Source organism: Curtobacterium flaccumfaciens (assembly GCF_013359815.1).
GTDB classification, from domain to species: domain Bacteria; phylum Actinomycetota; class Actinomycetes; order Actinomycetales; family Microbacteriaceae; genus Curtobacterium; species Curtobacterium flaccumfaciens.
On sequence record NZ_JABMCF010000041.1, the window covers coordinates 269,293 to 295,358 of the forward strand.

The 26,066-nt window shown below is 72.5% G+C and carries 21 protein-coding genes; 6 read left to right on the top strand and 15 right to left on the bottom strand.

Annotated features, from left to right (window positions below):
* Positions 1-16: 16 nt before the first annotated feature.
* The 9 genes from HP445_RS18195 to HP445_RS18235 all read right to left on the bottom strand — a co-directional run bounded on the left by HP445_RS18195 (position 17) and on the right by HP445_RS18235 (position 11,048).
* On the bottom strand, positions 17-994 hold the full coding sequence (locus HP445_RS18195; protein WP_027464468.1) for a ribose-phosphate diphosphokinase: 978 nt from the start codon (positions 992-994) through the stop codon (positions 17-19).
* A gap of 61 nt (positions 995-1,055) precedes the next feature.
* Positions 1,056-2,483 carry a bifunctional UDP-N-acetylglucosamine diphosphorylase/glucosamine-1-phosphate N-acetyltransferase GlmU gene (glmU, locus tag HP445_RS18200; RefSeq protein WP_111095811.1) on the bottom strand — a complete coding sequence of 476 codons (1,428 nt, stop codon included), beginning with the start codon at positions 2,481-2,483 and terminating at the stop codon, positions 1,056-1,058.
* 150 nt (positions 2,484-2,633) lie between these two features.
* Positions 2,634-4,016, bottom strand: coding sequence for an MFS transporter (locus tag HP445_RS18205; protein ID WP_128781126.1), 1,383 nt, complete (start codon positions 4,014-4,016; stop codon positions 2,634-2,636).
* Positions 4,017-4,629: 613 nt separating this feature from the next.
* Positions 4,630-5,661: an NAD(P)-dependent alcohol dehydrogenase gene (locus HP445_RS18210; RefSeq protein WP_128781125.1), complete on the bottom strand. Its 1,032-nt coding sequence runs from the start codon at positions 5,659-5,661 to the stop codon at positions 4,630-4,632.
* Complete coding sequence (locus tag HP445_RS18215) at positions 5,658-6,920, bottom strand: ROK family transcriptional regulator (protein ID WP_128781124.1); 1,263 nt, start codon at positions 6,918-6,920, stop codon at positions 5,658-5,660. The genes HP445_RS18210 and HP445_RS18215 overlap by 4 nt, the downstream gene beginning before the upstream one ends.
* Positions 6,921-6,966: 46 nt before the next feature.
* Positions 6,967-8,016 (bottom strand): sugar phosphate isomerase/epimerase family protein, encoded by a 1,050-nt coding sequence (locus HP445_RS18220; RefSeq protein WP_128781123.1) that lies wholly within the window; start codon positions 8,014-8,016, stop codon positions 6,967-6,969.
* Between the two features lie 34 nt (positions 8,017-8,050).
* Positions 8,051-9,163: a Gfo/Idh/MocA family protein gene (locus tag HP445_RS18225; RefSeq protein ID WP_128781122.1), complete on the bottom strand. Its 1,113-nt coding sequence runs from the start codon at positions 9,161-9,163 to the stop codon at positions 8,051-8,053.
* Positions 9,148-9,855, bottom strand: a complete 708-nt coding sequence (locus HP445_RS18230) for a ThuA domain-containing protein (RefSeq protein WP_111039984.1) — start codon at positions 9,853-9,855, stop codon at positions 9,148-9,150. The genes HP445_RS18225 and HP445_RS18230 overlap by 16 nt, the downstream gene beginning before the upstream one ends.
* The gene (locus HP445_RS18235) at positions 9,852-11,048 is read right to left on the bottom strand and encodes a Gfo/Idh/MocA family protein (protein ID WP_241660450.1); all 1,197 of its coding nucleotides are present in this window, start codon (positions 11,046-11,048) and stop codon (positions 9,852-9,854) included. Before HP445_RS18235 ends, HP445_RS18230 begins: the two co-directional genes overlap by 4 nt.
* 97 nt (positions 11,049-11,145) lie before the next feature.
* Here HP445_RS18235 and xylA point away from each other — a divergent pair, with 97 nt between their 5' ends.
* The 3 genes from xylA to HP445_RS18250 all read left to right on the top strand — a co-directional run bounded on the left by xylA (position 11,146) and on the right by HP445_RS18250 (position 14,931).
* The gene (xylA, locus tag HP445_RS18240) at positions 11,146-12,339 is read left to right on the top strand and encodes a xylose isomerase (RefSeq protein WP_111033642.1); all 1,194 of its coding nucleotides are present in this window, start codon (positions 11,146-11,148) and stop codon (positions 12,337-12,339) included.
* A gap of 62 nt (positions 12,340-12,401) precedes the next feature.
* Positions 12,402-13,859 (top strand): xylulokinase, encoded by a 1,458-nt coding sequence (gene xylB / locus HP445_RS18245; RefSeq protein ID WP_128781402.1) that lies wholly within the window; start codon positions 12,402-12,404, stop codon positions 13,857-13,859.
* Between the two features lie 82 nt (positions 13,860-13,941).
* Positions 13,942-14,931 carry an acetylxylan esterase gene (locus tag HP445_RS18250; protein ID WP_128781121.1) on the top strand — a complete coding sequence of 330 codons (990 nt, stop codon included), beginning with the start codon at positions 13,942-13,944 and terminating at the stop codon, positions 14,929-14,931.
* 20 nt (positions 14,932-14,951) lie between these two features.
* On the opposite strand, the gene HP445_RS19250 is transcribed toward HP445_RS18250, so the two are convergent.
* Positions 14,952-15,914, bottom strand: coding sequence for a helix-turn-helix transcriptional regulator (locus tag HP445_RS19250; RefSeq protein WP_128781120.1), 963 nt, complete (start codon positions 15,912-15,914; stop codon positions 14,952-14,954).
* 360 nt (positions 15,915-16,274) lie between these two features.
* On the opposite strand from HP445_RS19250, the gene HP445_RS18260 reads away from it, so the two are divergent.
* Positions 16,275-17,030, top strand: coding sequence for a helix-turn-helix domain-containing protein (locus HP445_RS18260; RefSeq protein WP_164941230.1), 756 nt, complete (start codon positions 16,275-16,277; stop codon positions 17,028-17,030).
* A complete protein-coding gene (locus HP445_RS18265) occupies positions 17,027-18,052 on the top strand; it encodes a glycosyl hydrolase family 18 protein (protein WP_164941229.1) in 1,026 nt (341 codons plus the stop codon). The genes HP445_RS18260 and HP445_RS18265 overlap by 4 nt, the downstream gene beginning before the upstream one ends.
* A gap of 97 nt (positions 18,053-18,149) precedes the next feature.
* Here the strand turns inward: HP445_RS18265 and HP445_RS18270 are convergent, their stop codons facing one another.
* The 4 genes from HP445_RS18270 to HP445_RS18285 are packed head-to-tail and all read right to left on the bottom strand — an operon-like array spanning position 18,150 to position 23,873.
* Positions 18,150-20,675, bottom strand: a complete 2,526-nt coding sequence (locus tag HP445_RS18270) for a beta-xylosidase/alpha-l-arabinosidase (RefSeq protein WP_206647627.1) — start codon at positions 20,673-20,675, stop codon at positions 18,150-18,152.
* Positions 20,672-21,553, bottom strand: coding sequence for a carbohydrate ABC transporter permease (locus tag HP445_RS18275; RefSeq protein WP_017886791.1), 882 nt, complete (start codon positions 21,551-21,553; stop codon positions 20,672-20,674). Before HP445_RS18275 ends, HP445_RS18270 begins: the two co-directional genes overlap by 4 nt.
* Positions 21,553-22,575: a carbohydrate ABC transporter permease gene (locus HP445_RS18280; protein WP_027464452.1), complete on the bottom strand. Its 1,023-nt coding sequence runs from the start codon at positions 22,573-22,575 to the stop codon at positions 21,553-21,555. Before HP445_RS18280 ends, HP445_RS18275 begins: the two co-directional genes overlap by 1 nt.
* A gap of 2 nt (positions 22,576-22,577) precedes the next feature.
* Entirely contained in the window at positions 22,578-23,873 is a 1,296-nt protein-coding gene (locus HP445_RS18285) for an ABC transporter substrate-binding protein (protein WP_128781117.1), read from the bottom strand.
* A gap of 146 nt (positions 23,874-24,019) precedes the next feature.
* Between HP445_RS18285 and HP445_RS18290 the strand changes: the two genes are divergently transcribed.
* Positions 24,020-25,063: a LacI family DNA-binding transcriptional regulator gene (locus HP445_RS18290; protein ID WP_164941228.1), complete on the top strand. Its 1,044-nt coding sequence runs from the start codon at positions 24,020-24,022 to the stop codon at positions 25,061-25,063.
* Between the two features lie 13 nt (positions 25,064-25,076).
* Here the strand turns inward: HP445_RS18290 and HP445_RS19255 are convergent, their stop codons facing one another.
* Positions 25,077-26,060, bottom strand: a complete 984-nt coding sequence (locus HP445_RS19255) for an AraC family transcriptional regulator (protein WP_128781115.1) — start codon at positions 26,058-26,060, stop codon at positions 25,077-25,079.
* Positions 26,061-26,066: the final 6 nt, after the last annotated feature.

A 26,066-nucleotide genomic window follows, 5' to 3' on the forward strand; every position in this document is an offset into this window, starting at 1 on the left:
TGGTTCGACGGCTCCGCTACGCTGCGCCGTCGAACATCGACGTCACGGAACCGTCGTCGAAGACCTCGTGGATGGCACGGGCGATGAGCGGGGCGATCGGCAGGACCTCGAGGCGGTCCCAGCGCTTGTCCATCGGCAGGGGCAGGGTGTCCGTCACGACCACGCGGTCGATGAACTCACTCTGCAGCAGCTCGGTGGCGGGGTCGGAGAACACGGCGTGGGTCGCGGCGACGACGACACCCGTGGCGCCGGCGTTCTTGAGCGCCTCGGCAGCCTTGGCGATCGTGCGGCCGGTGTCGATGAGGTCGTCGACGAGCAGGCACACGCGGCCGCTGACGTCACCGACGATCTCGTGCACCGAGACCTGGTTCGGCACGAGCGGGTCGCGGCGCTTGTGGATGATGGCGAGCGGGGCGCCGAGCTTCTCGGACCAGATGTCGGCGACACGGACGCGGCCCATGTCGGGCGACACGACGGTGAGCGTCTTCGGGTCGAGGATCTGGCGGAAGCGCTCGAGCAGCACCGGCATGGCGAACAGGTGGTCGACGGGGCCGTCGAAGAAGCCCTGGATCTGCGCGGCGTGCAGGTCGACGCTCATGATGCGGTGTGCGCCGGCGGCCTTGAACAGGTCGGCGACGAGGCGGGCCGAGATCGGCTCGCGGCCGCGGCCCTTCTTGTCCTGGCGCGCGTACGGGTAGAACGGCGCCACGACCGTGATGCGCTTCGCCGAGGCACGCTTCAGCGCGTCGACCATGATGAGCTGCTCCATGAGCCACTCGTTGATCGGCGCGGTGTGCGACTGGATGACGAAGGCATCGCAGCCACGGACCGACTCGTCGAAGCGGGCGTAGAGCTCACCGTTCGCGAAGGTCCGGGCATCGGTCGGCACGAGGTCGACCCCGAGCTCCTCCGCGATCTCGGCAGAGAGCGCCGGGTGTGCTCGCCCCGAGACGAGGACGAGTCGTTTCTGGCCGGTTGTCTTGATTCCGGACAAGTACGGTGCTCACTCCCTGACCCACGAGGGGTCGATGTCGGCGACGGGTGGTCGCCGGGATCTATTCGCCGTTCGCGAGCCGAGCAGCCTCGGCCGCCGGTGTGCCGGGTCGGTGTTCCTCGACCCATCCGTCGGTGTTGCGCTGTGGGGCGTAGCTGATCGCGAGCGATCCTGCCGGAACATCCTTGCGGACGGTGGTCCCGGCGCCGGTGTACGCACCGTCACCAATCCTAACGGGGGCGACGAACACGTTGTGCGAGCCTGTACGGACGTTCGAACCGACCTCGGTGCGGTGCTTGTGCACGCCGTCGTAGTTCGCGGTGATGGTGTTCGCGCCGATGTTCGAGTCCTCGCCCACCTCGGCGTCGCCGATGTAGGACAGGTGCGGGACCTTGCTGCCCCGGCCGATCCGGGCGTTCTTCGTCTCGACGAAGGTGCCGATCTTGCCGTCGTCACCGAGGATCGTGCCCGGCCGCAGGTAGGCGAACGGGCCGACCGAGGCGCCGTCCCCGATCACGGCGAGGGTGGCGTCGACGCGGTTCACGGTGGCGCGGGCCCCGACCTCGGTGTCGCGGAGCGTGGTGTCCGGTCCGACGACGGCACCGGCGGCGATCGCGGTGGCGCCGATGAGCTGGGTGCCGGGCAGGACCTCGGCGTCGGGTTCGATGGTGACGTCGAGGTCGATCCAGGTGGTCGCCGGGTCCTGCACGGTGACGCCGGCGAGCTGGTGGCGGCGGACGATACGGGCGTTGAGTTCCCGCGCGGCGTCGGAGAGCTGGGCACGGTCGTTGATGCCGGCGACGAGCCACGGGTCGGTCAGGGTGACCACGTCGATGCGCCCGCCGCGCTCGCTGATCAGCGCGGGAGCGTCGGTGATGTACTTCTCGCCCTGGGCGTTCGCCGTGGTGAGCGACGGCAGGGCCGCCCGGAGGCGTGCCACGTCGAACGCGTAGATGCCCGCGTTCGCCTCGGTGATGGTCAGCTGCTCGGCCGTCGCGTCCTTGTGCTCGACGACGCTGACGAAGGCGCCGGAGGCATCCCGCACGATCCGTCCGAGGCCGGTCGGGTCCGGGGCGATGGCACTCACGAAGGTCGCGCCGTTGCCGCCGCCGACGTGGGCGTCGACGAGGAGCCGGAGCGATGCGGCGTCGAGCAGCGGGACGTCGCCGGACAGCACCACGACGGCGCCGTCGAAGTCGGCGGGCAGTGCTTCGACCGCGACCTCGACCGCACGGCCGGTGCCGGGGACGTCGTCCTGGTCGACGACGATCGCGTCGGGGGCGCGCTCGACGACCTCGGCCGCGACGAGGTCACGCTCGTGCCGCACGACGACGGCGACGTGCTCGGGGCTGAGCGACGATGCCGTGCGCAGGACGTGCCCGATGAGCGGCAGTCCGGCGAGCCGGTGCAGCACCTTGGGCGTGGACGACTTCATGCGCGTGCCCTGCCCGGCGGCGAGGACGACGACGGCGATGCGCTGGTCGGTCATGCACCCATCCTGGCGCACCGCGACCCGGGCCGCCCGACGCGACCACGGCCCTGTGCGGAACCGTGCGCACAACCGCAGCCTGTGGACGGACGGGAACCGCGCCTCCAGGCCGCCTGACGGGGAGCTCTGGCCGGCCCCGCACGCCGAGGATCAGGCCCGCGCGCCCTGCGGTTCCCGCTTGACGAACGCCATCAGCACCAGCCCGGCGATGAGCACGACGACCACGCCGAGGATCCCGAACCGGGTCGACCCACCGACGGTCACGGCGACGCCGAACAGCGCCGGCGCGAGGAACGACGCGGCCCGGCCGGTGGTGGCGTAGAGGCCGAAGAGCTCGCCCTCGCGGCCGGGGGTCGTCAGGCGCGCCAGGTACGCGCGGGACGACGACTGCACCGGGCCGACGAACACGGCGAGGGTCAGCCCGAGCACCCAGAACCACTGCGTCTCGTTGCCGGCGGCGAAGACCCCGACCCCGCACACGGCGAGGCCGACGAGCGAGACCATGATGAGCGCACGCGACCCGAACCGGTCGTCGAGGCGTCCGGAGACGAACGTCGCGATGCCGGCCACGACGTTCGCGGCGATGGCGAACAGGATGACCTGCGACGGCGTGAACCCGAACACCTGCGCGGCGACGATCCCGCCGAACGTGAAGACGGCCCCGACGCCGTCGCGGAACACCGCGCTGGCGAGCAGGAACGCGAGGACGTTGCGGCGCTCCCGCCACAGCCGTGCGATGTCCCGGCCGAGGTCCGCGTAGGCACTGAACACGCCGCCGCCGCGGGCACGGTCGGGCACCGCCTCGGGCACGGTGAGGAACAGCGGGATCGAGCTGACGGCCAGCCAGACGGCGGCGATGCCGATCGCGACGCGGACGTCCCACTGCCCGGTGGCGACCGTCGCCGGCAACTGCAGGAGCCCGCCGACGACCCCGTCGCCCCGGAAGTCCTGGATGCAGAGCACGAGCAGCAGGACGAGCAGCACGATCCCGCCGAAGTACCCGGCCGCCCAGCCGATGGCGGAGACGCGGCCGGTGCGTTCCCCGGAGGCGACCTGCCCGATCATGGCGTTGTAGCCCACGCTCGCGATCTCGTAGGCGACGGTGCCGATGCCGAGCAGGGCCGCTCCGAGCAGCAGGTACGGCTGGCTCGGCGCGACGAAGACCATGCCCCCGATCGACAGCGCGACGCCGATGGTGGCGATGAGGACGGACCGGCGGCGGTGTCCGGACGAGTCCGCGAGCCGCCCCATGGCCGGTGCCACCAGGGCCACGACGATGCCCGCGATGGTCAGTGCGGTGGACACGACGGCCGCGTTGTGCGCGAGCTCCCGCTCCACGATCGCCTTGCCGGCCGCGGACGTGTCGCCGACGAGCGCCGGGTCCACGAACGCCCGGCTGGCCAGGTACGTGCTGAACACGAAGGTGGTGACGACCGCGTTGAACGCGGCGGAACCCCAGTCCCAGAGCGCCCAGGAGACGAGCGCGCGCCGGTCGGTGCGCTGCGGCACGACGGCGGCCGGTGAAGCGGTCATGCGCGAACCGTAGCGCGTCCCGGTGACGCGGCGGTGGCCCCGTTCCGGGTCACGTGCCGGACGGGAGGCGCGGGGCGGCCTGGCCCCGCGCCTCCCGTCCGCACCCTGCGTGCGTCCTCACCCGGTGCGAGCTTCCACGCACCGTGCCCGGCTGCAACGCCGCACCAGGCGGCTAGGCCCGCACCGTCCGACAAGCCGCGCACCGTCCCGGACGGGAGGCGCGGGGCGGCCCGGCCCCGGGCCTCCCGTCCGCACCGTGCGTGCGTCGTCACCCGGTGCGAGCTTCCACGCACCGTGCCCGGCTGCAACGCCGCACCAGGCGGCTCAGCCCGCACCGTCCGACAAGCCGCGCACCGTGCCGGACGGGAGGCGCGTGGCGGCCTGGCCCCGCGCCTCCCGTCCGCACCGTGCGCGCGTCGTCATCCGGTGCGCGCTTCCACGCACCGTGCCCGGCTGCAACACCGCACCAGACGGCTAGGCCCGCACCGTCCGACAAGCCGTGCACCGTGCGTGCGTCGCCACCCGGTGCGCGCTTCCGCGCACCGTGCCCGGCTGCAACGCCGCACCAGGCGCGCAACGCGGCCCGGGCCGGCGAAACCCGCACCGTGCCCGCTCAGGCGGGGACGCCGCCGGGGTAGACGACGGACTTGAGCGACTCCGGGTCGGTGTCGCTCTCGAGGGCCTCGCGGACGTCGTCGAGCCCGAAGCGACCGGTGACGAGCGAGTCGAGGTCGACCTGCCCGGAGGCGACCAGCTGGATCGCGACCGGCCACGTGTTCGTGTACCGGAAGATCCCGGTGACCGTGACCTCGAGGTTCTGGATGTGCTCGACCGGCAGGGTCATCTCGGAGTTGCCGAGCCCGACCAGCACCGCGGCACCCGCCGGACCGACCGCCTTGATGCCGTCCGACACCGCTCGGGGTGCACCGCTGGCGTCGATGAACGCGTCGACGGGGACGATGTCGGACGCGACGGACACGGCGGTGGGGTCGACGACCTCGGTGGCGCCGTACTCCAGGGCCCGCGCACGGCGCTCCGGCACCAGGTCGCTGACGACGATGCGCGACGCACCGAAGGCCTTCGCGACCTGGGCGCAGATGATGCCGATCGGACCGGCGCCGGCGATGAGCACCGACGAACCGGGCACGATGCCCGCCTTGCGGACGGCGGCGATGCCGACGGACAGGGGCTCCAGGAGCGCGCCGGCCTCGAACGAGACGGCGTCGGGCAGGACGTGCGCGAACTCGGCCTCGATGGTGACGAACTCGGTGAAGGCCCCGTCGACCGGCGGCGTCGCGTAGAAGCGCATGTGCGGGCAGAGGTTGTAGCGGCCCGCCAGGCACTGCGCGCAGCGGTGGCAGGGGCGCTGCGGCTCGATGGCCACGCGCTCCCCCACGCGGGACGGGTCCACGCCCTCGCCGACGGCCTCGATCGTGCCGGAGAGCTCGTGCCCGAGGACGAGGGGCTCCTCGACGACGAAGTCGCCGATGCGGCCGTGGCGGAAGTAGTGCACGTCGGAGCCGCAGACACCCACGGCGGCGACCCGGACGAGCACGTCGCCGGGGTCGACAGCGGGGACGGGGCGGTCCTCGACGGTGAGGTCCTGGGTGCCGAGCAGGACGCTGGTGCGCTGGGTGGAGGTCATGCGGTTCTCGCTTCCTCGGCCGCGTCGTCGCGGCCGGACGTGTGGGTGGTGGAGGGGGCGGCTGCGGGCGCCGCGGACATGGTCGCCGGTGCCGGTGCCGCCGGCATCGTGGCGTCGCGCAGCAGCTCTGCGAAGCCGATCTCGGCGGCGCCACGGACCAGGACGTCACGGCCGAGTGCCGCCGGGACGATCCGGAGCCGATCGGTCATCGCGGCCATCGTCTGCGCGCGGACGTCGGTCTCGACCCGGTCGCCGACGTGTCCGAGCAGCGCACCGAGGAACCCGCCGAGCACGACGACCTCGGGGTCGACGGTGTGGATGGCGTTCCGCAGTGCGGTCGCGAGTGCGGTGACCTGTCGGTCGACGACCCGCTCGACCTCGGGGCGGCCCTCGGCGAGCGCCGCGGCGAGCGCGTCGAGGTCGTCCGGCGGCGTCCCGGTGACGGCGGTGAGGGCGGAGCGTGAGGCCTCGGTCTCCAGGCAGCCGACCGCACCGCAGTGGCAGCGGATCCCGTTCGCCGCGACGAAGGTGTGCCCGAGCTCGCCCGCGTACCCGTCGGCGCCGCTGAAGGGCCGGCCGGCGCTGACGATCCCGCCGCCGATGCCGCTCGCGCCACCGTTCAGGTAGACGAGGTCGTCGACGCCGCGGGCGCTGCCGTACAGCCGTTCCGCCCAGGCGCCGAGGTTGGCGTCGTTCGCGGCCCGGACCGGCAGCCCCAGCTGTTCCGCGAGCGGTGCGGCGAGGGGTTCGTCACGCCAGCCGAGGTGCGGGGCGTCGCGCACGGTGCCGTCCTCGACCCGGACGATGCCGGGCACGGCGACGCCGACCCCGACGATCCGGGCCGCCGGTCCGGTGCGGGCGAGGAGTGCTGCGAGAACCCGGGCGACGGCGTCGATCGCCTGCGCCGCGGTCGGCACGGTGGTCTGCGGCTCGACCAGTCGGTCGCGGACGGTGCCGTCGAGGCCGACGAGGGCGACCCCGACGGCGTCGATCTCGACCGTGACCGCGGCGGCGAGGACGTCGGCGGACGCCCGGACGACCCCGCTCGGCCGTCCGACACCGGCACCGGGGGTCCCCGCGGCGGGGGTCTCCTCGTGCACGAGACCGACGTCGACGAGTTCCCCGACGAGCGCGAGGATCGTCGAGCGGTTCAGGCCGGTGCGGCGGGTGAGTTCGGCGCGGGTGACGGGGCCGTCCTCGTGGACGAGCCGGAGGACGCGCGCGGCGTTGCCCGGCGTCGCCGTGGGCTGCCGTGCCATGGGTCCTCCTCGGTGGTGGGTGGGTTCCTGCGACCGCGTCGGCCGGTCAGCGCGACTGCGAGAACGCGGCGTCGAACGAAGCGTCCGGCGGCGCGATGGTACCGAGCTGCCGGACGAACGCCAGCGCCTCGGGCCCGCCGACGAGCCGGTCCATGCCGGCGTCCTCCCACTCGACGCTGGTCGGTCCGGTGTACCCGATGTGGTTCAGCACGCGGAACACCCGCTCCCACGGCACGTCCCCGTGGCCGGCGGTGACGAAGTCCCACCCGCGCCGGGGGTCGCCCCACGGCAGGTGCGAGGACAACCGCCCGTTGCGCCCGTCGAGCTGCTTCACCGACTCCTTGCAGTGCACGTGGTACACCCGGTCGGCGAAGTCGAGCAGGAACGCCGCGGGGTCCAGGTCCTGCCAGACGAAGTGCGACGGGTCGAAGTTGAACCCGAACGCCGGCCGGTCGCGGAACACCTCGAGGGTCCGCGCAGCGGTCCAGTAGTCGTAGGCGATCTCGGACGGGTGGACCTCGAGCGCGAACCGGACCCCGACCTCCTCGAAGACGTCGAGGATCGGTGACCAGCGGTCGTGGAAGTCCTGGTACCCGGCGTCGATCATCCCGGGGGGCACGGGCGGGAACCCGGCGACGGTCTTCCAGATCGACGAGCCGGAGAAGCCCGTGACGGTGTCCACCCCGAGCGCCGCGGCGGCACGGGCGGTCCACTGCAGCTCCTCGGCCGCACGCTGCCGCACGCCCTTGGGGTCGCCGTCGCCCCACACGCGCGGCGGGACGATGTCCTCGTGCCGCTGGTCGATGGGGTCGTCGCACACGGCCTGGCCGACCAGGTGGTTGGCGATCGTCCAGACCTGCAGCCCGTTGCGTTCCAGGATCGCCTTGCGCTCGGCGACGTACGAGGGGTCCGTCGCGGCGCGCCGGACGTCCAGGTGGTCACCCCAGCAGGCGATCTCCAGCCCGTCGTAGCCCCACTCGCCGGCGAGCCGGGCGACCTCTTCGAAGGGCAGGTCGGCCCACTGTCCGGTGAACAGGGTGACCGGCCTGGAGGCCCGGGTCGTCTCCGTCGTGTCGCTCGCGTCCGTCGTCGTCATCGTCGTCGTCCTTCTTCGCGGTGGTCGGGTTCCGTCACCAGGATCCGGGTGCGGACCCGGCGGGGACGGTGGCAGGTCGCTCGACGCGCGAGTGCACGTCGACGACCGAGTGGTCTCGGGCGGCGGCGGAGACCGCCTCCATGACCTCGAGCACGTGGAACGCGAGGTCGCCGGAGGCTCGGTGCGGCCGGTCCGTCGCGATCGCGTGCGCCATGTCGGCGAGGCCGTAGCCGCGGCCGGCGTCGGCGTACCCGGCGGCGACCGGCAGGTCGCGCCACGAGCGGTCGTCGGCGGTGGCGATCGACACGGTGTCCGAGAACCGGTTCGGGTCCGGGACACCCAGGGTGCCGGCGGTGCCGTACACCTCGAACAGCGGGGCGCGGGTTGCCCAGACCTCGAACGAGACGGTGACGGTGGAGACCACGCCGCCCTCGTGCTCGAGGATCGCGACGACGTGGGTGTCGATGTCGACCGGGATCGACGTGCCGGCGTTCGGTCCGGTCGCGATCGTCCGTTCGCGGGTGGAGCGGGTCGCACTGCCGCTGACCCGGACGACCGGCCCGAAGAACGTGACGAGGCTGGTCAGGTAGTACGGCCCCATGTCGAGGAGCGGTCCGCCGCCAGGCTGGTAGTAGAACGCCGGCGCGGGGTGCCAGAGCTCGTGCCCGGGTGCGCTCCAGGCGACGGCGGCACCGACCGGGGTGCCGATCGCGCCGTCGTCGAGGGCGGCCCGTGCGGTCTGGATGCCGGTGCCGAGGACGGTGTCCGGTGCGCTGCCGACGCGCAGGCCGGCGGCGCGGGCTGCTTCGAGCACCGGTGCGGCCTCGGCGGTGGACATCGCGAGCGGCTTCTCGCCGTAGACGTGCTTGCCCGCGGCGAGGGCCCGGGTGGCGATGTCGGCGTGCGCGGCCGGGATCGTCAGGTTGAGCACCACGTCGACGTCGTCGGCGGCGAGCAGGTCGTCCACGGTGGTGCCGCGAACGCCCTGTGCCGCACCGACCTGCTGGGCACGGGCGACGTCGAGGTCGGCGACCGCCACGAGCGACAGCCCGGGCAGCGCCGGGAAGTGCTCGAAGTACTGCTGGCTGATGACCCCGACGCCGACGACACCGACGCGGAGCACCCCTTCGTTCACCGTGCTGCCCACAGGAGTCCCCGTTCGATGATGGTGCGGAGTGGCTGCGACTCGACGACCTCGAGGCGGTGCCCTGGTGCGGAGACGAACACGCGGCCCTCGCCCCACTGCCGTGTCCAGATCGCCGGTGCGGTGACCGGGCGGTTCCAGGCGTCGAAGTCGCGCGCGTCCTGGGTGGTGGTCGCGAGGACGTCGTTGTACTCGTCGGACAGCACCCAGTACTGCTCGGTGACGAGGTCGAAGTCCTCGATGCCCTGCGTGATCGGGTGTTCGTGCCCGAGGTCGGTGATGTGCACCGTGTACGGGATGTAGTTGTCGGACTGTTCCCCGACGCGCTCGTCGGGGTGCTTGCCGGCGTGGTGGGCGAACTGGCCACCGACCATGTGCAGGTAGTCGGCGGTGTTCCGGAACGCGTCCGCGATGCCGCCGTGCCAGCCGGCCAGTCCGGCGCCGCCCAGGACCGCGCGCTGCAGCCCGGCGAACTCGTCGTCGGCGATGGTCGACATCGTGACGACCTGCACGATCAGGTCGACCTCGTCCATGACGGCGGCGTCGGCGTAGACGGCCGTCGAGTCCGACACCCGGACCTCGAACCCGTTCTCGCGCAGGAACGGGACGAACAGGTCGGTGGTCTCGACGGGCTGGTGGCCGTCCCACCCGCCGCGGACGACGAGCGCCTGGCGGGTCTGCTCGGCGGCGCTCACGAGGTCGCCGTCCAGGTGCTGCCGGCGGCGGCGCTGCGCTCGACCGCGTCGAGGACCCGCTGCACGTGCAGGCCGTCGGCGAACGACGGCGACGGGTCGGTGCCGGCGACGATCGCGTCGACGAAGTCCTTCACCTGGTGGCTGAAGGTGTGCTCGTACCCGATGAGGTGCCCGGTCGGCCACCACGCGGCCATGTAGGGGTGCTCGGGTTCGGTGACGAGGATGCGACGGAACCCCTGCTCCCCCGCCGGGGCCTTCGACTCGTACAGCCGGAGCTCGTTCATCGCCTCGAGGTCGAACTGGATCGCGCCTTCGGACCCGCTGATCTCGAGCGTCAGACCGTTCTTCCGCCCGGTCGCGTAGCGCGTGGCCTCGAACGTGCCGATCGCACCGTCGGCCGCGCCGCCACCCAGGCGGGCGGTGAAGAACGCGGCGTCGTCGACGGTGACCTGCCCGCGCTCGCTCGACGCGGTGCCGGAGAGCCCGACCCCCTCGGCCATCAGCGGACGCTCGGTCACGAAGGTCTCGAGCGTGCCGGAGACGGTGGCGAGCGACGCACCGGTGACGTGCTCGACCAGGTCGATGGCGTGCGCGCCGATGTCCCCGAGGGCCCCCGAGCCGGCGAGCGACTTGTCGAGGCGCCAGGTCATCGGGCCGTCCTCGTCCGCCAACCAGTCCTGCAGGTAGAGCGCGCGGACCTGGCGCACGGTGCCGATCCGCCCGTCCTGCACCAGCTGCCGCGCGAACGCGATGGCCGGCACCCGGCGGTAGCTGAACCCGACCATCGCCCGGACACCCTGTGCACGGGCGGCGTCGGCGGCGGCGGTCATCGCCTCGGCCTCGGCGACGGTGTTCGCGAGCGGCTTCTCGCACAGGACGTGCTTGCCGGCCTGGAGCGCGGCGATCGCGATCTCGACGTGCGAGGACCCCGGGGACACGACGTCGACCACGTCGATGTCCGGATCGGCGATGACGGCACGCCAGTCGGTGGACGCCGCCTGCCAGCCGTACTGCTGCCGAGCGGCCTCGGTGCGTCCGGGATCACGCCCGACGACCACCGCCATCTCCGGCTCGGCTCCGAGGTCGAAGAACCTGGGGGCGGTCCGCCACGCCTGTGAGTGTGCGGCTCCCATGAAGCCGTGCCCCACCATCGCGACCCGCAGTCGTTGCTGCACCGTCGACTCACTTGCCATCCGCTCGCTCCTTTGCGATCACGTGCTTGCCACAGCCAACACTACCGCTTATGTTGGGCGCGGCAACATTTTGTTTCGACGACGAACGGTGACCACCATGGCAACGACGCCCACCCGTGCAGACAAGTTCTCCTTCGGTCTCTGGACCATCGGCTACAACGGCTCCGACCCCTTCGGCGGGCCGACCCGACCCGCCCTCGACGTGGTCGAGGCGGTCGAGAAGCTCGACGAGCTCGGGGCCTACGGCCTGACCTTCCACGACGACGACCTGTTCGCGTTCGGTTCCACCGACGCCGAACGCCAGACCCAGATCGACCGCCTCAAGGGCGCACTCGAGTCGACCGGGCTCGTCGTGCCGATGGTCACGACGAACCTGTTCTCCGCCCCGGTCTTCAAGGACGGCGGCTTCACCTCGAACGACCGCCAGGTCCGCCGCTTCGCGCTCCGCAAGGTGCTCCGCAACATCGACCTCGCCGCCGAGCTCGGCGCGTCGACGTTCGTGATGTGGGGTGGCCGCGAAGGCTCCGAGTACGACAGCGCCAAGGACGTGCAGGCCGCGCTCGAGCGCTACCGCGAGGCCGTCAATCTGCTCGCCCAGTACGTCACCGACAAGGGCTACGGCATCCGGTTCGCCATCGAGCCGAAGCCGAACGAGCCCCGCGGCGACATCCTCCTGCCGACCCTCGGTCACGCGATCGCCTTCACCGAGACGCTCGAGCGCCCCGAGCTGTTCGGTATCAACCCCGAGGTCGGCCACGAGCAGATGGCGGGCCTGAACTTCACCGCCGGCATCGCCCAGGCGCTCTACCAGGGCAAGCTCTTCCACATCGACCTCAACGGTCAGCGCGGCATCAAGTACGACCAGGACCTGGTGTTCGGCCACGGCGACCTGCAGAACGCGTTCTCGCTCGTCGACCTGCTCGAGCACGGCGCCCCGCAGGGCGGCCCGGCGTACGACGGCCCGCGCCACTTCGACTACAAGCCGAGCCGCACCGAGGACATCACCGGCGTCTGGGACTCCGCGTCGGCCAACATGCGCATGTACCTGCTCCTCAAGGAGCGTGCGCAGGCGTTCCGTGCCGACCCCGAGGTGCAGGCAGCGCTCGAGGCCTCCAAGGTCGGCGAGCTGTCGACGCCGACGCTGAACGACGGCGAGTCGTACGACACGTTCCTCGCCGACCGTTCCGCCTACGAGGACTTCGACGCCGACGCGTACTTCGGCGGCAAGGGCTTCGGCTTCGTCCGCCTGCAGCAGCTCGCGATGGAGCACTTGATGGGCGCGCGGAATTGAAGGCAGACGCGCCAGCGGCTGCATTCCGCGCGCTGAGGCGGCCTGCCGCCGAGGGGGCTGACCTGGTCGCCGGCGTCGACTCGTCGACCCAGTCCTGCAAGGTCACCATCCGTGACGCCGCGACCGGTGCGGTCGTCCGCGAGGGACGCGCGTCCCACCCGGACGGCACCGCCGTCGACCCCCGTCACTGGTGGGACGCCCTCGGTGCCGCCGTCGCGGACGCCGGTGGCCTCGACGACGTCGGTGCCGTCGCCATCGCCGGGCAGCAGCACGGCATGGTCGCGCTCGACGCCGACGGCCGCGTGGTCCGCGAGGCCCTGCTCTGGAACGACGTCCGCAGTGCGGACGCGGCCGTGCAGATGGTCGACGAGCTCGGCCAGGAGGCGTGGGTCGCCCGGACGGGGCTGGTGCCGGTCGCGTCGTTCACCGGTACCAAGCTGCGGTGGCTCCGCGACGCGGAGCCTGAGAACGCGGCCCGCGTCGCGGCCGTGGCGCTCCCCCACGACTGGCTGTCGTGGCGACTCCGCGGGTACGGACCGGCCGACGAGAGCCCGCTCGGACCCGACCTCGACGCCCTGGCGACGGATGCGTCCGACGCCAGCGGCACGGCGTACTGGGACCCGGTGCGCCGCGAGTACGACCCGGAGCTGTTCGAGCTCGCGCTCGGGCGGCCGATAGGTCCGGCGTCGATGGGTGACGACGACGCCGTGGTCGTGCCCCGCGTGGTCGCTCCCGACGAGGCGATGGGCACCCTGTCCACCGACGTCGAGCTGCCCGGCGGCGCGGTCGCCCGGTCCGGCCTCGTCGTCGGCGCCGGACTCGGCGACAACGCCGGGGCAGCGCTCGGCCTTGGTCTCGGCCCGGGCGACGTCGCGGTGTCCCTGGGCACGAGCGGCACGGTCTTCGGGGTCAGCGACGCCGAGGTGCGTGACCCGAGCGGGACCGTGGCGGGCTTCGCCGACGGGACCGGGTCGCGCCTCCCGATCGTCACGACGCTCAACGCGGCCCGCGTGCTCGAGGTGATCGGCGGCCTGCTCGGCGTCGACCACGACGCACTCGGCGAGCTGGCGCTGCAGGCGCCGGCCGGGGCCGACGGCCTCGTCCTGGTGCCGTACTTCGTCGGCGAGCGCACGCCCAACCGGCCGGACGCGACCGCATCGCTGCTCGGCATGACGCCGGCGACCACCGACCGGGCGCACCTGGCCCGGGCGGCCGTCGAGGGGATGCTCTGCGCCCTCGCCGACGGACTGGCCGCGGTGCAGGACACCGGCGTGACCGTCGAGCGGCTGCTGCTCATCGGCGGCGCTGCGCGGAACCCGGCGGTCCGCGCCGTCGCCGCGCAGGTGTTCGGCCGTGACGTCCTGGTGCCGGAGCCCGGCGAGTACGTCGCCGCGGGTGCTGCGAAGCAGGCCGCGTGGGCGCTCACCGGCGCCCTGCCGACGTGGGACACCGCGACGACCACCGTGCCGTCCGACCCGCACCCCGAGGTGCTCGAGCAGTACCGCGCCGCGGCGCGCTGACCGACGCACCGGATCCGACACTCCCTGCCCCCGGCGCCCTCCACCAGGGCGCCGGGGGCATCATCGTCCCCGGAGGACACCCATGCCACTGACCGACCTGCCCCTCGACGCGCTCCGCACCCACCGCTCGGACGTGCGTCGTCCCGCTGACTTCGACGCCTTCTGGGCGGACACGATCACCGCCGCCCGGACCGCGGGCGAGGGCGTCGAGGTGACCCTCGTGCCGGCCGAGACCCCGGTGACCGGGCTCGTCGTCGAGGACCTGACGTTCCCCGGGTTCGCCGGTGACCCGGTGCGCGCGTGGGTCAACCGTCCCGTGACCGACGACCCGGGCGCGCTGCCGGTCGTCGTCGAGTTCCTCGGGTACGGCGGTGGCCGTGGTCGCCCGGGCGAGCGCGTGCACTGGGCCCTCGCCGGCTACGTGCACGTGGTGATGGACACCCGCGGCCAGGGCTCCGGGTGGGCCGGCGGCGACACCCCGGACCCCCACGGCTCCGCACCGCACGCCAGCGGCTGGATGACGAGCGGCATCGGCTCGCCTGCCGACCACTACTACCGCCGCGTCTACACCGACGCCGTGCGGCTCGTCGAGGCGGTGCGGACGCTGCCCGGGATCGACCCGGAGCGCATCGCCCTGACCGGCGGCAGCCAGGGCGGCGGCATCACGATCGCCGCGGCGGCCCTGGTCGAGGCACACGTCGGGCCGGTCGCCGCGGTGCTGCCCGACGTGGCGTTCCTGGCCGACTGGCGGGACGGCACCGACGTCGCGGTCGGCGGGCCCTACCTGGAGCTCGCGCAGTACCTCGCCGTCCACCGCGACGCGGCCGACACAGTGTGGGCGACCGCCGCGTACCTGGACGGGGTCAACCACGCCCCCGGCATCACCGCCCCGGCGCTGTTCTCGGTCGCGCTGATGGACGACGTCGTGCCGCCGCGCACGACCTTCGCCGCGTTCAACGCCCTCGGCTCCACCGACCGCGAGATCGTCGTGTACCCGTACAACGGACACGAGGGTGGCGGCTTCCGGCACTGGGAGCGTCAGGCGGCGTTCCTGGCGGACCGCTTGCGCTGACGGACGTCGGGCGTCAGGGGTCAGGTGCTCGTCTGGAGCGTCTTCTTCGGGTACTCGTCGAAGCGCTGGAAGTACGTGCTCGAGAACCGCCCCATGTGGCGGAACCCCCACCGGTGCGCGACCTCGGCCACCGTCGTCTGCGCGCAGTCGGCGAGCTGGAGCGCGATCCGGACCCGGTCGAGGCGGACCTGCAGCAGGTACGTCATGGGGCTCACGCCGACGTGCTGCACGAAGTTCTCCTGGAGCGTGCGGGAGCTGACCCCGACGGCCCCGCAGACGTCCGCGAGCTGGAGCGGCCGGTCGCAGTGCTCCGCGAGCCAGGCCTGTGCGAGCTGCACGGTGTTCTCCGTCCGGCGCACCGGCCGCGCGTCGGGTTCGGCGTCCGCCCCGCCGAAGGCCCGCAGCACGGACTCGGCCAGCAGCACCTGTGCCGACAGGTGCCCGCCCGGGTTGCGGTCGGGGTGCAGCGCGTTGACGGCGACCGCATCGATGCGGGCGAGCAGGTGGGACACCTCGGCCTCGGCCGGGCGGGATCGCAGTCGGCCGGCGAAGCGGTGGTCGAACACGACCCCGTTCACGGCGTCGAGGAATCCGCGGTCGACCCGCAGGACCTGGACGGTCCCCGCCGGCACGAGCAGCGTGAACGGCCGATCCGTCGGCAGGAGCACCGGCACACCGGGCCGGGTGGGCGCGTCGTCGTCGACGCGGAGGCATCCCGCGGTCGACCACGCCAGCACCGGCGTGCCGTCCGGCGTGAACGAGGCGGCGGCGGCCGTCGACACCGCCGACGACAGCAGCGCGACGTTGTGGTGGCGCACCGTCCGGTGGCGGAACGCGAACCGGTCGGTGGGCGCGAACCGGACGTCGCGACCGTCGTACACGGCACGCACCGTCCGGACGGCGTCCGCGGTGGTCCGGCCGCACCGCTCGGCGGTCCGGGGCACGTTGCCGACGGCGACCCGCGGGACGGTGTCGCTGCTCACTGGCCCGACCCTCGCCGGGCGCGGAGGTCCGCGAAGCTGAACCGCTCGTGGTCGACATCGTCCTCGGACTGCACGATCCACCCGCGTCGGGCGGCGCGTGCCCGAGCCCGGTAAGAGGTGATGTGGACCGGGGCGACCCCCGGTGCACGCTCGTAACCACTCATGAGAGCCTCCGATCCGCCCCCTGGCCTCCGACCCTGTTCGGAGGGGGACAGTTTGAGTACCTCTTGGACGATAAGCGCCCTCACCGGGGTCCACAATGGCCCCCGAACAGGTGCGATCCACATCCGCGCACCCCGGATAACGGCGGCGTCGTGGCGTCGGATGCCGATCGGCCCGACCGACTCGTACCCTCCACGTATGGACCAGGCACCGACCACGGCGAGTGGTCCCGAGCACGGCGGAGCACGGCTGTCCCGCACCGTGCACGAGGCGCTGCGGTTCGTGCACGCCCACGCCCGCGAAGCGATCTCGGTACCGGACATCGCCGCCGCCGCACACCTGTCGACCCGCGGCCTGCAGAGCGCGTTCCGGCGGGAGCTGCAGACCTCACCCGCGTCGTACCTGCGCGGGGTGCGGCTCGAGGGCGTGCGCCGCGACCTGCTGTCCATGACACCGGCCGACCGTCGCACCATCGCGGACATCGCGAAGCACTGGCGCTTCAGCAACGCCGGCCGGATGGCGGCCGAGTACCGCGCCGCGTTCGGCACCGCACCGTCGGCGGCGCTCCGGTCGTTCGACCCGGAGGACCCGGACCCCCGCGCCACGTCGGAGCTCGCCGGGTCCCCGGGCGAAGGATCACGCTTCCGGATCGTGCTCGACTGCGAGGTGGAGGTCGACGACGCCGACGCGACGTTCGCCAGCGCCCTGCGCCGTGCCCAGGGCGACGACCGCCCCTGGCACGGCTACGACCCCGACGGCAGCACGGCCGACGTCGTCGCGTTCCTGCTGGCGAGCGCCGTCCGCGGGGTCGCCGGAGCGACCTCCGGCATCCGGCTGCGTGCGGTCAACCCGATGATGCGGGCGCCGGACGAGCACGGCGGGTACCCGTCCGCCGAGCTCCCGCCGTGGTCGGCACCCGGCCACCCCGAACGGCAGGACGGTTCCCCAGCATGACGCTCGACCATCGCGGCCGCTGGACGGTCCTGCTCGCCGCCGCGCTCACCGCAGGACTCGCACTCGCCGGCTGCACGGCCCCGACCGCCGCCCGGGCCGACGGGTTCGACGTGACCGGCTTCCAGCCCGAGAACGCCGACACCGCCCTGGTGGACGCAAACGCCACCGCGATGGACGTGGTCGGCGTCGACGGGCTGCTGGTGAACCACACGGGCACGAAGGTCACCGCACCGTCACGCGCCGCCAAGGCCCAGCGCAACCGGGCACACGCCAACGGGCTCACCGCGCAGCTGCTCGTCAGCAACTACTCCGAGGCCGACGGGGACTTCAGCGAGCCGATCGCGCGGAAGCTCCTGACCTCGCCCGCGAACCGCGCCCGGGTCGTCCGATCACTCGCCGCCGACGTGGCCACGGGCGGCTGGGACTCGGTCATGATCGACCTCGAGGCGCTGACCCCGGCCGAGAAGCCCGGCCTCACCGCCTTCGCCCGTGAGCTCCGGGCCGCCGTCGGCGACGACGTCCGGCTCGACATCGCCCTGTCCGCGTCGACCACGGCCGTCGGGTACGCCCGCCTGGGCTACGACGTGCGCGCCCTCCGCGCCCCGCTCGACCACCTGACGCTCATGGCGTACGACCAGCACGGCCCCTGGGAGCCGGACGCACCCGGCCCCGTCGGGTCGCTCGCGTGGTCGTCGAAGGTCGCCCGTGCGCTCGCGACCCTCGCTCCCGCCGACCAGATCGTGCTCGGTGTCGCCGGGTACGGCTACCACTGGAAGGGGAAGCGTCCGGCCGGTCAGCTCTCCGACGCCCAGGCTCGGCTCCGGGTCCGGAAGGCGGGCGCGACCGCCCACTGGGACGCGACGGTCGGCGAGTGGACCGCGACCCTGCCGAGTGGTGAGGTGCTCTGGTGGTCCGACGCACGCTCGCTACGCGAGCGGGTCGCCCTGGCGGAGCGGCTCCGCCTGACGGGCGTCGCCGTCTGGTCGCTGGACCTGTCCGACCGGATCGAACCGGTCGGGTGATCCCGACCCGCTGACGGACAGGAGGCGCGGTGCGAGCCCGCACCGCGCCTCCTGTCCGTCACCCGGTCACGCCCAGGGCGCGTGTTCCGTCACCAGGTCAGACGAGCGACCACTCCACCAGTCGGGGGTCGTCGGGGGTGACCTCGTGCACCGCGCCCGTGACCGCGACGGTGGCGCGCTCCGTGGCGGTGCCGGGGACGGGGTGTCGGACCGGCCCGTCGCCCGAGGCGACGATCCCACCCGCTGCCACCGGGCCTCCCGGCCGGGACGCCGCCGCGTGCGACGCGACCCAGACCTGCACGTCGCCGGGCTCGACGACCTTGCGCATCCGACGGTCGGTGAACGCGAAGCGCTGCACCGGGACGCGGAAGCGGACCCGCGCGGACTCCCCCGCGGCGAGCGCGACCCGCGCGTAGCCGAGGAGCTGGACCTCCGGCCGGGTGACGCTGCCGTGCACGTCGTGCCCGTAGAGCTGCACGACGTCCTCGCCGGCACGGGACCCGGTGTTCCGGACCGTCACCGACGCGGTGAAGACGCCGTCGGATCGGACGTCCGGGTCGACGACGAGCTCCTCGTACGCAAAGTCGGTGTAGCCGAGGCCGAAGCCGAACGGCCGCACCGGCGTCGAGTCGGCGGCCGTGACGTCGGACGGACCGCCGAGCCGCGGGTGCAGGTAGGTGAACGGCTGCGCACCGGCGGACCGGGGCAGCGACAGCGGCAGGCGTCCCGAGGGCGAGGCCGCGCCGGTCAGCAGGTCGGCGATCGCCAACCCGCCGCCCTCGCCCGGGAAGAACGCCTGCACGACCGCGGCCGGACGCGGCTGGTCGCCGTCGAGCGCCCAGCCGATCGCGTACGGCCGGCCGGTCAGCAGCACCATCACGGCGGGGGTGCCGGTCGCGACGACCGCCTCGACCAGCTCGCGCTGCACACCGGGCAGGTCGAGCGACTCGGTGTCGTTGCCCTCGCCGACCGTGCCGCGGCCGAAGAGTCCGGCCTGGTCGCCGACGACGACCACCGCGACGTCCGAGGCGGAGGCCACGGCGACCGCGTCGGCGAAACCGGCCCGGTCGTCGCCCGTGACGGCGCAGCCCGCGGCGAAGCGGACCGCCGCCGGGCCGAGGGCCCGGACGACGGCTTCGCGGACGGTCGGGATCGCGAAGCCGAGCGGCAGGTCGGGGTGCGAGGCGAGCACGTGGTTGGCGAACGAGTAGCAGCCCTGCAGGGCCTCGGCGCGGTCGGCGTTCGGGCCGATGACCGCGACCGAGGCGCCCGGTGCGAGCGGGAGGACGGGGGTGGTGCTGTCGGCGGTGCCGCTGTCGTTCGACAGCAGCACGAGCGACTTCGCCGCCAGCTGCCGTGCGAGCGCCTGGTGCAGCGGGGTGTCGAGGTCGATCCCGGTGGGGGCGTCCTCGGCGAACGCGTCCGGTTCGAGCAGGCCGAGCCGCTCCTTCTGCCGGAGCACCCGGAGCACGGCACGGTCGACGAGCGCCTCGTCCACCTGCCCGCTGCGGACCCGCTCGACCAGCGGCGCGAGGTACGCGTCACCGGTCGGGAGCTCGACGTCGATGCCGGCCTCGAGCGCCAGCGCCGCGGCCTCGCCACGGTCGGCGGCGATGCCGTGCATGACCTCGAGGAACGCCACCGAGAAGTAGTCCGCGACGACGGTGCCGTCGAAGCCGAGCCGGTCGCGGAGCAGGTCGGTGAGCAGCTCACCGTTCGCCGCGACGGGCACGCCGTCGATCTCGGCGTACGAGTTCATGACGCTCCGGGCGCCGCCGTCGCGCAGCGCCATCTCGAACGGCGGCAGGTAGACGTCGGCGACCTCGCGGGCCCCGGCGTGCACGGGGGCGTGGTTCCGCCCCGCCTGCGACGCCGAGTACCCGAGGAAGTGCTTCAGGGTCGCGTCGACCCCGGCGGACTGCAACCCGCGCACGTACGCGGTGCCGACCGTGCCGACCAGGTAGGGGTCCTCGGCGATGCACTCGTCGACCCGCCCCCAACGCGGGTCGCGGATGACGTCGAGGACCGGCGCGAGGCCCTGGTGGACGCCGAGCTGCCGCATCGACGCACCGATCGCGGCGCCGACCTGCTCGACGAGCTCCGGGTCGAACGACGCGCCCCACGCCAGCGGCGTCGGGAACGTCGCGGCCTTCCACGCGGCGAGGCCGGTCAGGCACTCCTCGTGGACGAGCGCGGGGATCCCGAGCCGGGTCTCGCGCTGCAGGCGGCGCTGTTCGGCCCAGAGCCAGGCGGCACGCTCGTCGGGTTCGACGGGACGGGTCCCGTAGACGCGGGTGAACTGCCCGATGCCGTCGCGGGTGATGTCCGCCAGGGTGCTGCCCTGCTGCACGGCCGCCATCTCGCCCTGCATGGGGGCGACGACGCCGTTCTGGTCGAGCCAGTAGCCGACGAGCTGGGCGACCTTCTCGTCGAGGGTCATCACGGCGAGCAGGGCGTCGGCGCGGGGTCCGGCGGTGGTCGTGGTCTGCGTCGCGGTCGCGGCGGTCGCGTCGGTCGCGGTCGTCGCGTCCGTCGTGGTCCTCGCGTCCGTCGCGTCCGTCGCGCCGTCGGCCTGGAGGCGCAGATCGCGTCCGGCGGTCCGCGTCGCGTCGGTCGCGGTCACCCCTTCACCGCCCCGGTCAGGCCGCCGACGATGCGACGCTGGAAGATCGTGAAGAACACGAGCGCCGGGATCATCGACATCGAGGTGAACGCGAGCACCTTGGCGGTGTCGACGGAGTACTGCGACGAGAACGACTGGACCCCGAGCGGCAGCGTGTACGCGGCCTCGTTGTTCAGGATGAACAGCGGCAGGATGTAGCTGTTCCAGCTCGCGATGAACGCCAGGATGCCGACCGTGACGACGCCGGGCAGCGACAGCGGCACGACCATCCGGAAGAAGAACCCGAGACGGCTCGCTCCGTCGATGGACGCGGCCTCCTCGAGCTCGTCGGGGATCGCCCGCAGGAACGGCACCAGGATGATGACGGTGGTCGGCAGCGCGAACGCGATCTGCGGCAGGATCACGCCGGCCAGGCTGTTCGTCAGACCGAGGTCCTTGACGAGCAGGTACAGCGGGGTGATCGCGACGGTGATCGGGAACATCAGACCAGCGGCGAACAGGGCGTAGAGCGCCCCGCGGCCGGCGAACCGGTATCGCGCGAGCACGAAGCTCACCATCAGCCCGAGCACGACGACCCCGAGGGTGGTCGTGACGGCGCTGATCGTGGAGTTGCCGAGCTGCTGCCAGAAGATGCCGCTGGACAGCACGGACCCGTAGTTGCCGAACTCGAACGGTGCCGGCAGCCCGGCGGGGCTCGTGGTGATCTGCGAGTTGGTCCGGAAGCCGCCCAGCACGATGTAGAGCACGGGTGCCAGGTTGGCGGCGACGAACAGGATCGCGACGACGTAGGTCAGCGGGTTCGCGCGTCCGATCGCGGCACTGGACCGGCGCTCCCGCACGGCCCGGCGCCCGGGGGCGACGATGCTCGTGGTGGCCATCAGTTCTTCCTCTCGGTGAGTGCACCCGCGGTGTCGCGGCGGAGCACGAAGCGCTGGTAGATCAGGGCGACCACGAGCGAGATCACGAACATCACGACCGCGACGGCGCTGCCGAAGCCGAAGTTGCCCGAGGTCCGGCCGTTGGCGACCATGTACGTCGCCATCGTCGAGGTGCCCGCGGTCGACGCGATGTACTGCCCCCAGATGATGTAGACGAGGTCGAACAGCTGCAGCGAGCCGATGATCGACAGGAACGCCCAGATGCGGATGGTCGGGCCGAGCAGCGGCAGCGTGATGCGCCGCTGGATCTGCCAGTAGCCGGCGCCGTCGATGGCGGCGGCCTCGAACAGTTCCTCGGGGATGCTCTGCAGGCCGGCGAGGAACAGGATCACCGCGAAACCGATGTACTTCCACGAGATGATCACGAGCAGCGTCCAGATGGCGATGTCGGGGTTCGACAGCCAGTCCGCACGGAGTCCGCCGAGGCCGATGCTCTGGAACAGGTCGTTCACGGCGCCGTTCGACTGGAGCATCAGGCTCCACCCGGTGCCGACGATCACCTCGGAGATGACGTACGGCACGAAGACGAGCACGCGGACGAGCCCGCGGCCGTGCATCTTCTGGTTGAGCAGCAGTGCGAGCACGATCGCGATCGGCCCCTGCAGCACCAGGGAGAGCACGACGATGAAGCCGTTGTGCATCAGGACCGCGTGGAACGCCTTGTCCTGGAAGATGATCAGGTAGTTCTGCAGCCCGACGAAGTCGGTGGGTGGGCCGTAGCCCTGCCACTTGAAGAACCCGTAGTAGGCGGCGAGCGCCACGGGCAGGATCACGAACGTGACGAAGACGATGACCGCGGGTCCGGCGAGGACCGCGATCTCGACGCGCTTCCGCCAGTCCGCGATGCGGCGCTTGGTCCGCCGACCGGCGGGGAGCGGCGAACCGCTCCCCGCCGGGGACGTCCCCGCGGCCGTGTCCGACCCGGTGGTCGGAGTCGTACCGAGCGAGGTGTCGAGGGTCATGCTCAGCCCTTGGCCGCAGCCTGGTTGGTGGTCTCGACGATGTCCTTCGCGTCGCCCTTGCCGGCGAGCAGGTCGACGACGCTGGTGTTCAGCGCGTTGCCGACGTTCTGGCCGTACAGGGTGTCGAGGTACTGCGAGACGAACGGGGCCTCCTGGTAGGCGGCCAGGGCCGACTTCAGGTAGTCCGAGTCGACGACCGACTGGGCCTCCTTGTTGACCGGGATGGCGTTGAAGGCCTTGTAGTAGGCCTCCTGGTTGTCCTTCTGCACGATGAAGTTCAGGAAGTCGGTGCACGCCTTCTTCGGGGCCTGTGCCGAGCAGGAGTTGCCGTCGACACCACCCATCATCGACTTCGGGTCACCCTTGCCACCGTCGATCGCGGGGAACGGGAACCAGCCGAGGTCGGGCAGCGGCTTGGCGTCCGGCGTCAGCGACGCGATCACGCCCGGGTCCCACGCGCCCATGAGCTCCATGGCGGCCTTGTGGTTGGCGAGGAGACCGGCGGAGCTGCCGGCGCCCTGCTGTGCGGCGGTGGTCAGGAAGCCGTTGTTGAAGGGCTTGGTGGCGTTGAAGTCCTCGAGCTGCTCGCCGGCCTTCGTCCAGCAGGCGTTGTCGAACTTCAGCGACTTCGCCGTGTCCTCGAGGGTCTTCTGGCTGCACTCGCGGAGCGCGAAGTTGTAGTACCAGTGGGCGGCCGGCCAGGCGTCCTTCGCGCCGACGGCGACCGGGTCGATGTCCTTGGCCTTGAGCTTCGTGATCGCGTCGTTCAGCTCGTCCATGGTCGTGGGCGTGCCCTCGATGCCGGCTTCCTTGAACAGGTCCTTCGAGTACCAGATGCCCTCGGGGAGCACCGCGCCCGGCATGGCGTAGGTCTTGCCGTCCTTCTCGTACCCGGCGAACGTGCCCGCACTGATGGACTTCTTCGCGTCGGCGCTGATGGAGTCGGAGATGTCCATGAGCTGCCCGGCAGCGATCATCGCGTCCATCTTGCCGCCGCCGCGCTGCAGGAACACGTCGGGGGCGTCGCCGGAGTTGAGGGCGGTCTGGAGCTTGCCGTCCAGGTCCTCGTTCTGGATCGCCTGGGTCTTGATGGTGACGTTCGGGTACTTCTCCTCGAACGCCTTGACCGTCGAGGCCCAGTAGGCCTTGCCCGGTCCGGTGGTCGAGTTGTGCCAGAAGGTCATCGTGACCTTCCCGCCGTCCTCGGAGGCATCGCTGCCCGCCGAGCACCCACTGGCCACCAGTGCTGTGGCCCCGATCAGCGCGATGGCTGCCGCGGCACGGATCTTCCTCGTCATCGTGGAACTCCTGAAGTGTCGTCGTTGACATGCGCGACATCGACTGCCGCTGCGGAGAGCATGCCTGCTGCTCCAGGTCCATGTCAATCGATATCGATAACGTTTTCTTTACCGTTCGCATGGTGCCGCAGCGGTACGGTGTGCACATGGACTCGGCACTCGGCGCGCGTCCCGGTGCCGGCCGGGTGACGATCGGCGACGTGGCGCGGGTGGCCGGGGTCTCGATCCCGACGGTGTCCAAGGTGATCAACCAGCGGGACGGGGTCGCACCCGCCACGATGCTCCGCGTGCAGCAGGTGGTCGACGACCTGGGGTACGAGACGTCGCTGGTCGCCCGGAGCCTGCGGAGTTCGCGGACCGGGGTCGTCGGCATCCTGGTGCCCGAGTTCGAGCCGTTCTCGACCGAGCTGCTCCGCGGTATCTCGCGGGCGGCCACCGGCACCGGCTACGAGCTCCTCGCCTACGCCGGCCTGATGACCGGCGCCGACCGACCCGGGTGGGAGCGCCGGTCGCTGTCCCGCCTGTCCGGCACCCTGATCGACGGCGCGATCGTCGTCACCCCGACCACGGCACTGTCGAGCTCGTCGATCCCCGTAGTGGCGATCGACCCGCACACCGGGCCGGAGGGGCACGCCACCGTCGACGCGGACAACGAGGCCGGCGCGGCGCAGGCCGTCGAACACCTGCTGTCACTCGGGCACACCCGCATCGCGCACCTGCAGGGACGCGTGGACCTGGCCTCCGCCCAGCTGCGCGCGGCCGGGTACCGCTCGGCCCTGACCGCCGCGGGCATCACGGTCGACGAGTGCCTGCTGCGTGACGGCGGTTACCAGGAGGACCAGTCCGCGGCCGTCGCCCGCGAGCTCCTGACCCTCGCCGACCGCCCCACCGCGGTGTTCGCCGCGAACGACTCGTCGGCGATCGGTGTGCTCCGCGCCGCGGCCGAGGTCGGGCTCCGCGTCCCCCAGGACCTGTCCGTCGTGGGCTTCGACGACGTGCCGCAAGCGTCCACCACGACCCCGCCGCTCACCACGGTGTCGCAGCCGCTCGCCGAACTCGGGTCGCACGCCGTGCAGATGCTCCTGACGATGCTCCGTGGCGAACCGACCACGGACCACGTCCGGCTCCCCACGACCCTGCGGGTTCGGGCAAGCACGGGCCCCGCTCCGAGGCCCGCGTCCGGCCGCTGAGCACCCGCCGCCGTCAGCGGCGCAGGGTCTGCTTCGGGTACTCGCCGAACCGGGCCGCGTAGGCCGCCGAGAACCGGCCGAGGTGGGCGAACCCCCAGCGGCGGGCGACGTCGCCGACGACCCCGGCCTGCGGGTCGAGCTCGAGCAGTTCGCCGCGTACGCGGTCGAGCCGGACCTCGCGCAGGTACGTCAGCGGCGACACGTCGAAGACCCGGCGGAACGACTCCTGGACCGACCGCACGCTCAGGCCGGCGACCTCGGACAGCTCCTGGACCGTGACCGGCTCGGCAGCGTGCGCGTGGATGTACTCCACCGCTGCCCGCAGCCGGGCGTTCCGGGGCAGGCCGAGCACCGCGGGCAGGTCGTCGGCCTGCGGCGGGAACGTGTCCAGGAACGCAGTGGCCGCCGACCGCTTGGCCTCGTGCCACGCGTCGGAGTCGGGCCCCTCCGCACGCAGTGCCCGGGACAGCGCCACGAGCGCCCCCTGCCAGCGCTCGGCGGTCTCCGGTTCCGGCATGCGGGTCGGGTCGAACCGCAGCGGTGCCGCTTCGACCTCCAGGTGTTCGAACGCGACGCGGTGCACGTACTCCCGCCCGAAGTGCACCAGCCGCTGGTCGTGGTCCTCGGCCGTGAACACGAAGTCGTCCTCGGGGGGCAGGAGCACGGGGATGTCCCGGCGCAACTCCATCCGGACGCGCCCGGAGTCCAGGTGCGCGGTCCCGCTGGTGATCCACGTCACCACGTAGTCGGCACCGACGGGCACCGAGCCGCGCACGGCACCGCGGAGCTGCGAACGCCGGATGCTCACGTCGGAGTCCCCGACGGCCGTGTACCGGTACGAGAAGTCGTCGTCGAGGCGCCGGACGGACCACCGATCGGCGCCGTGGACGGCGGCGAGGTCGCGCTCGGCGGCGTCGGGGTCCCCGCCGGAGACCTCGAACCGGACCGGTTCCCCGGCGGGCGCAGCGGACTGTGGAGTCGGGACGGGGTCAGCCACGGTGCC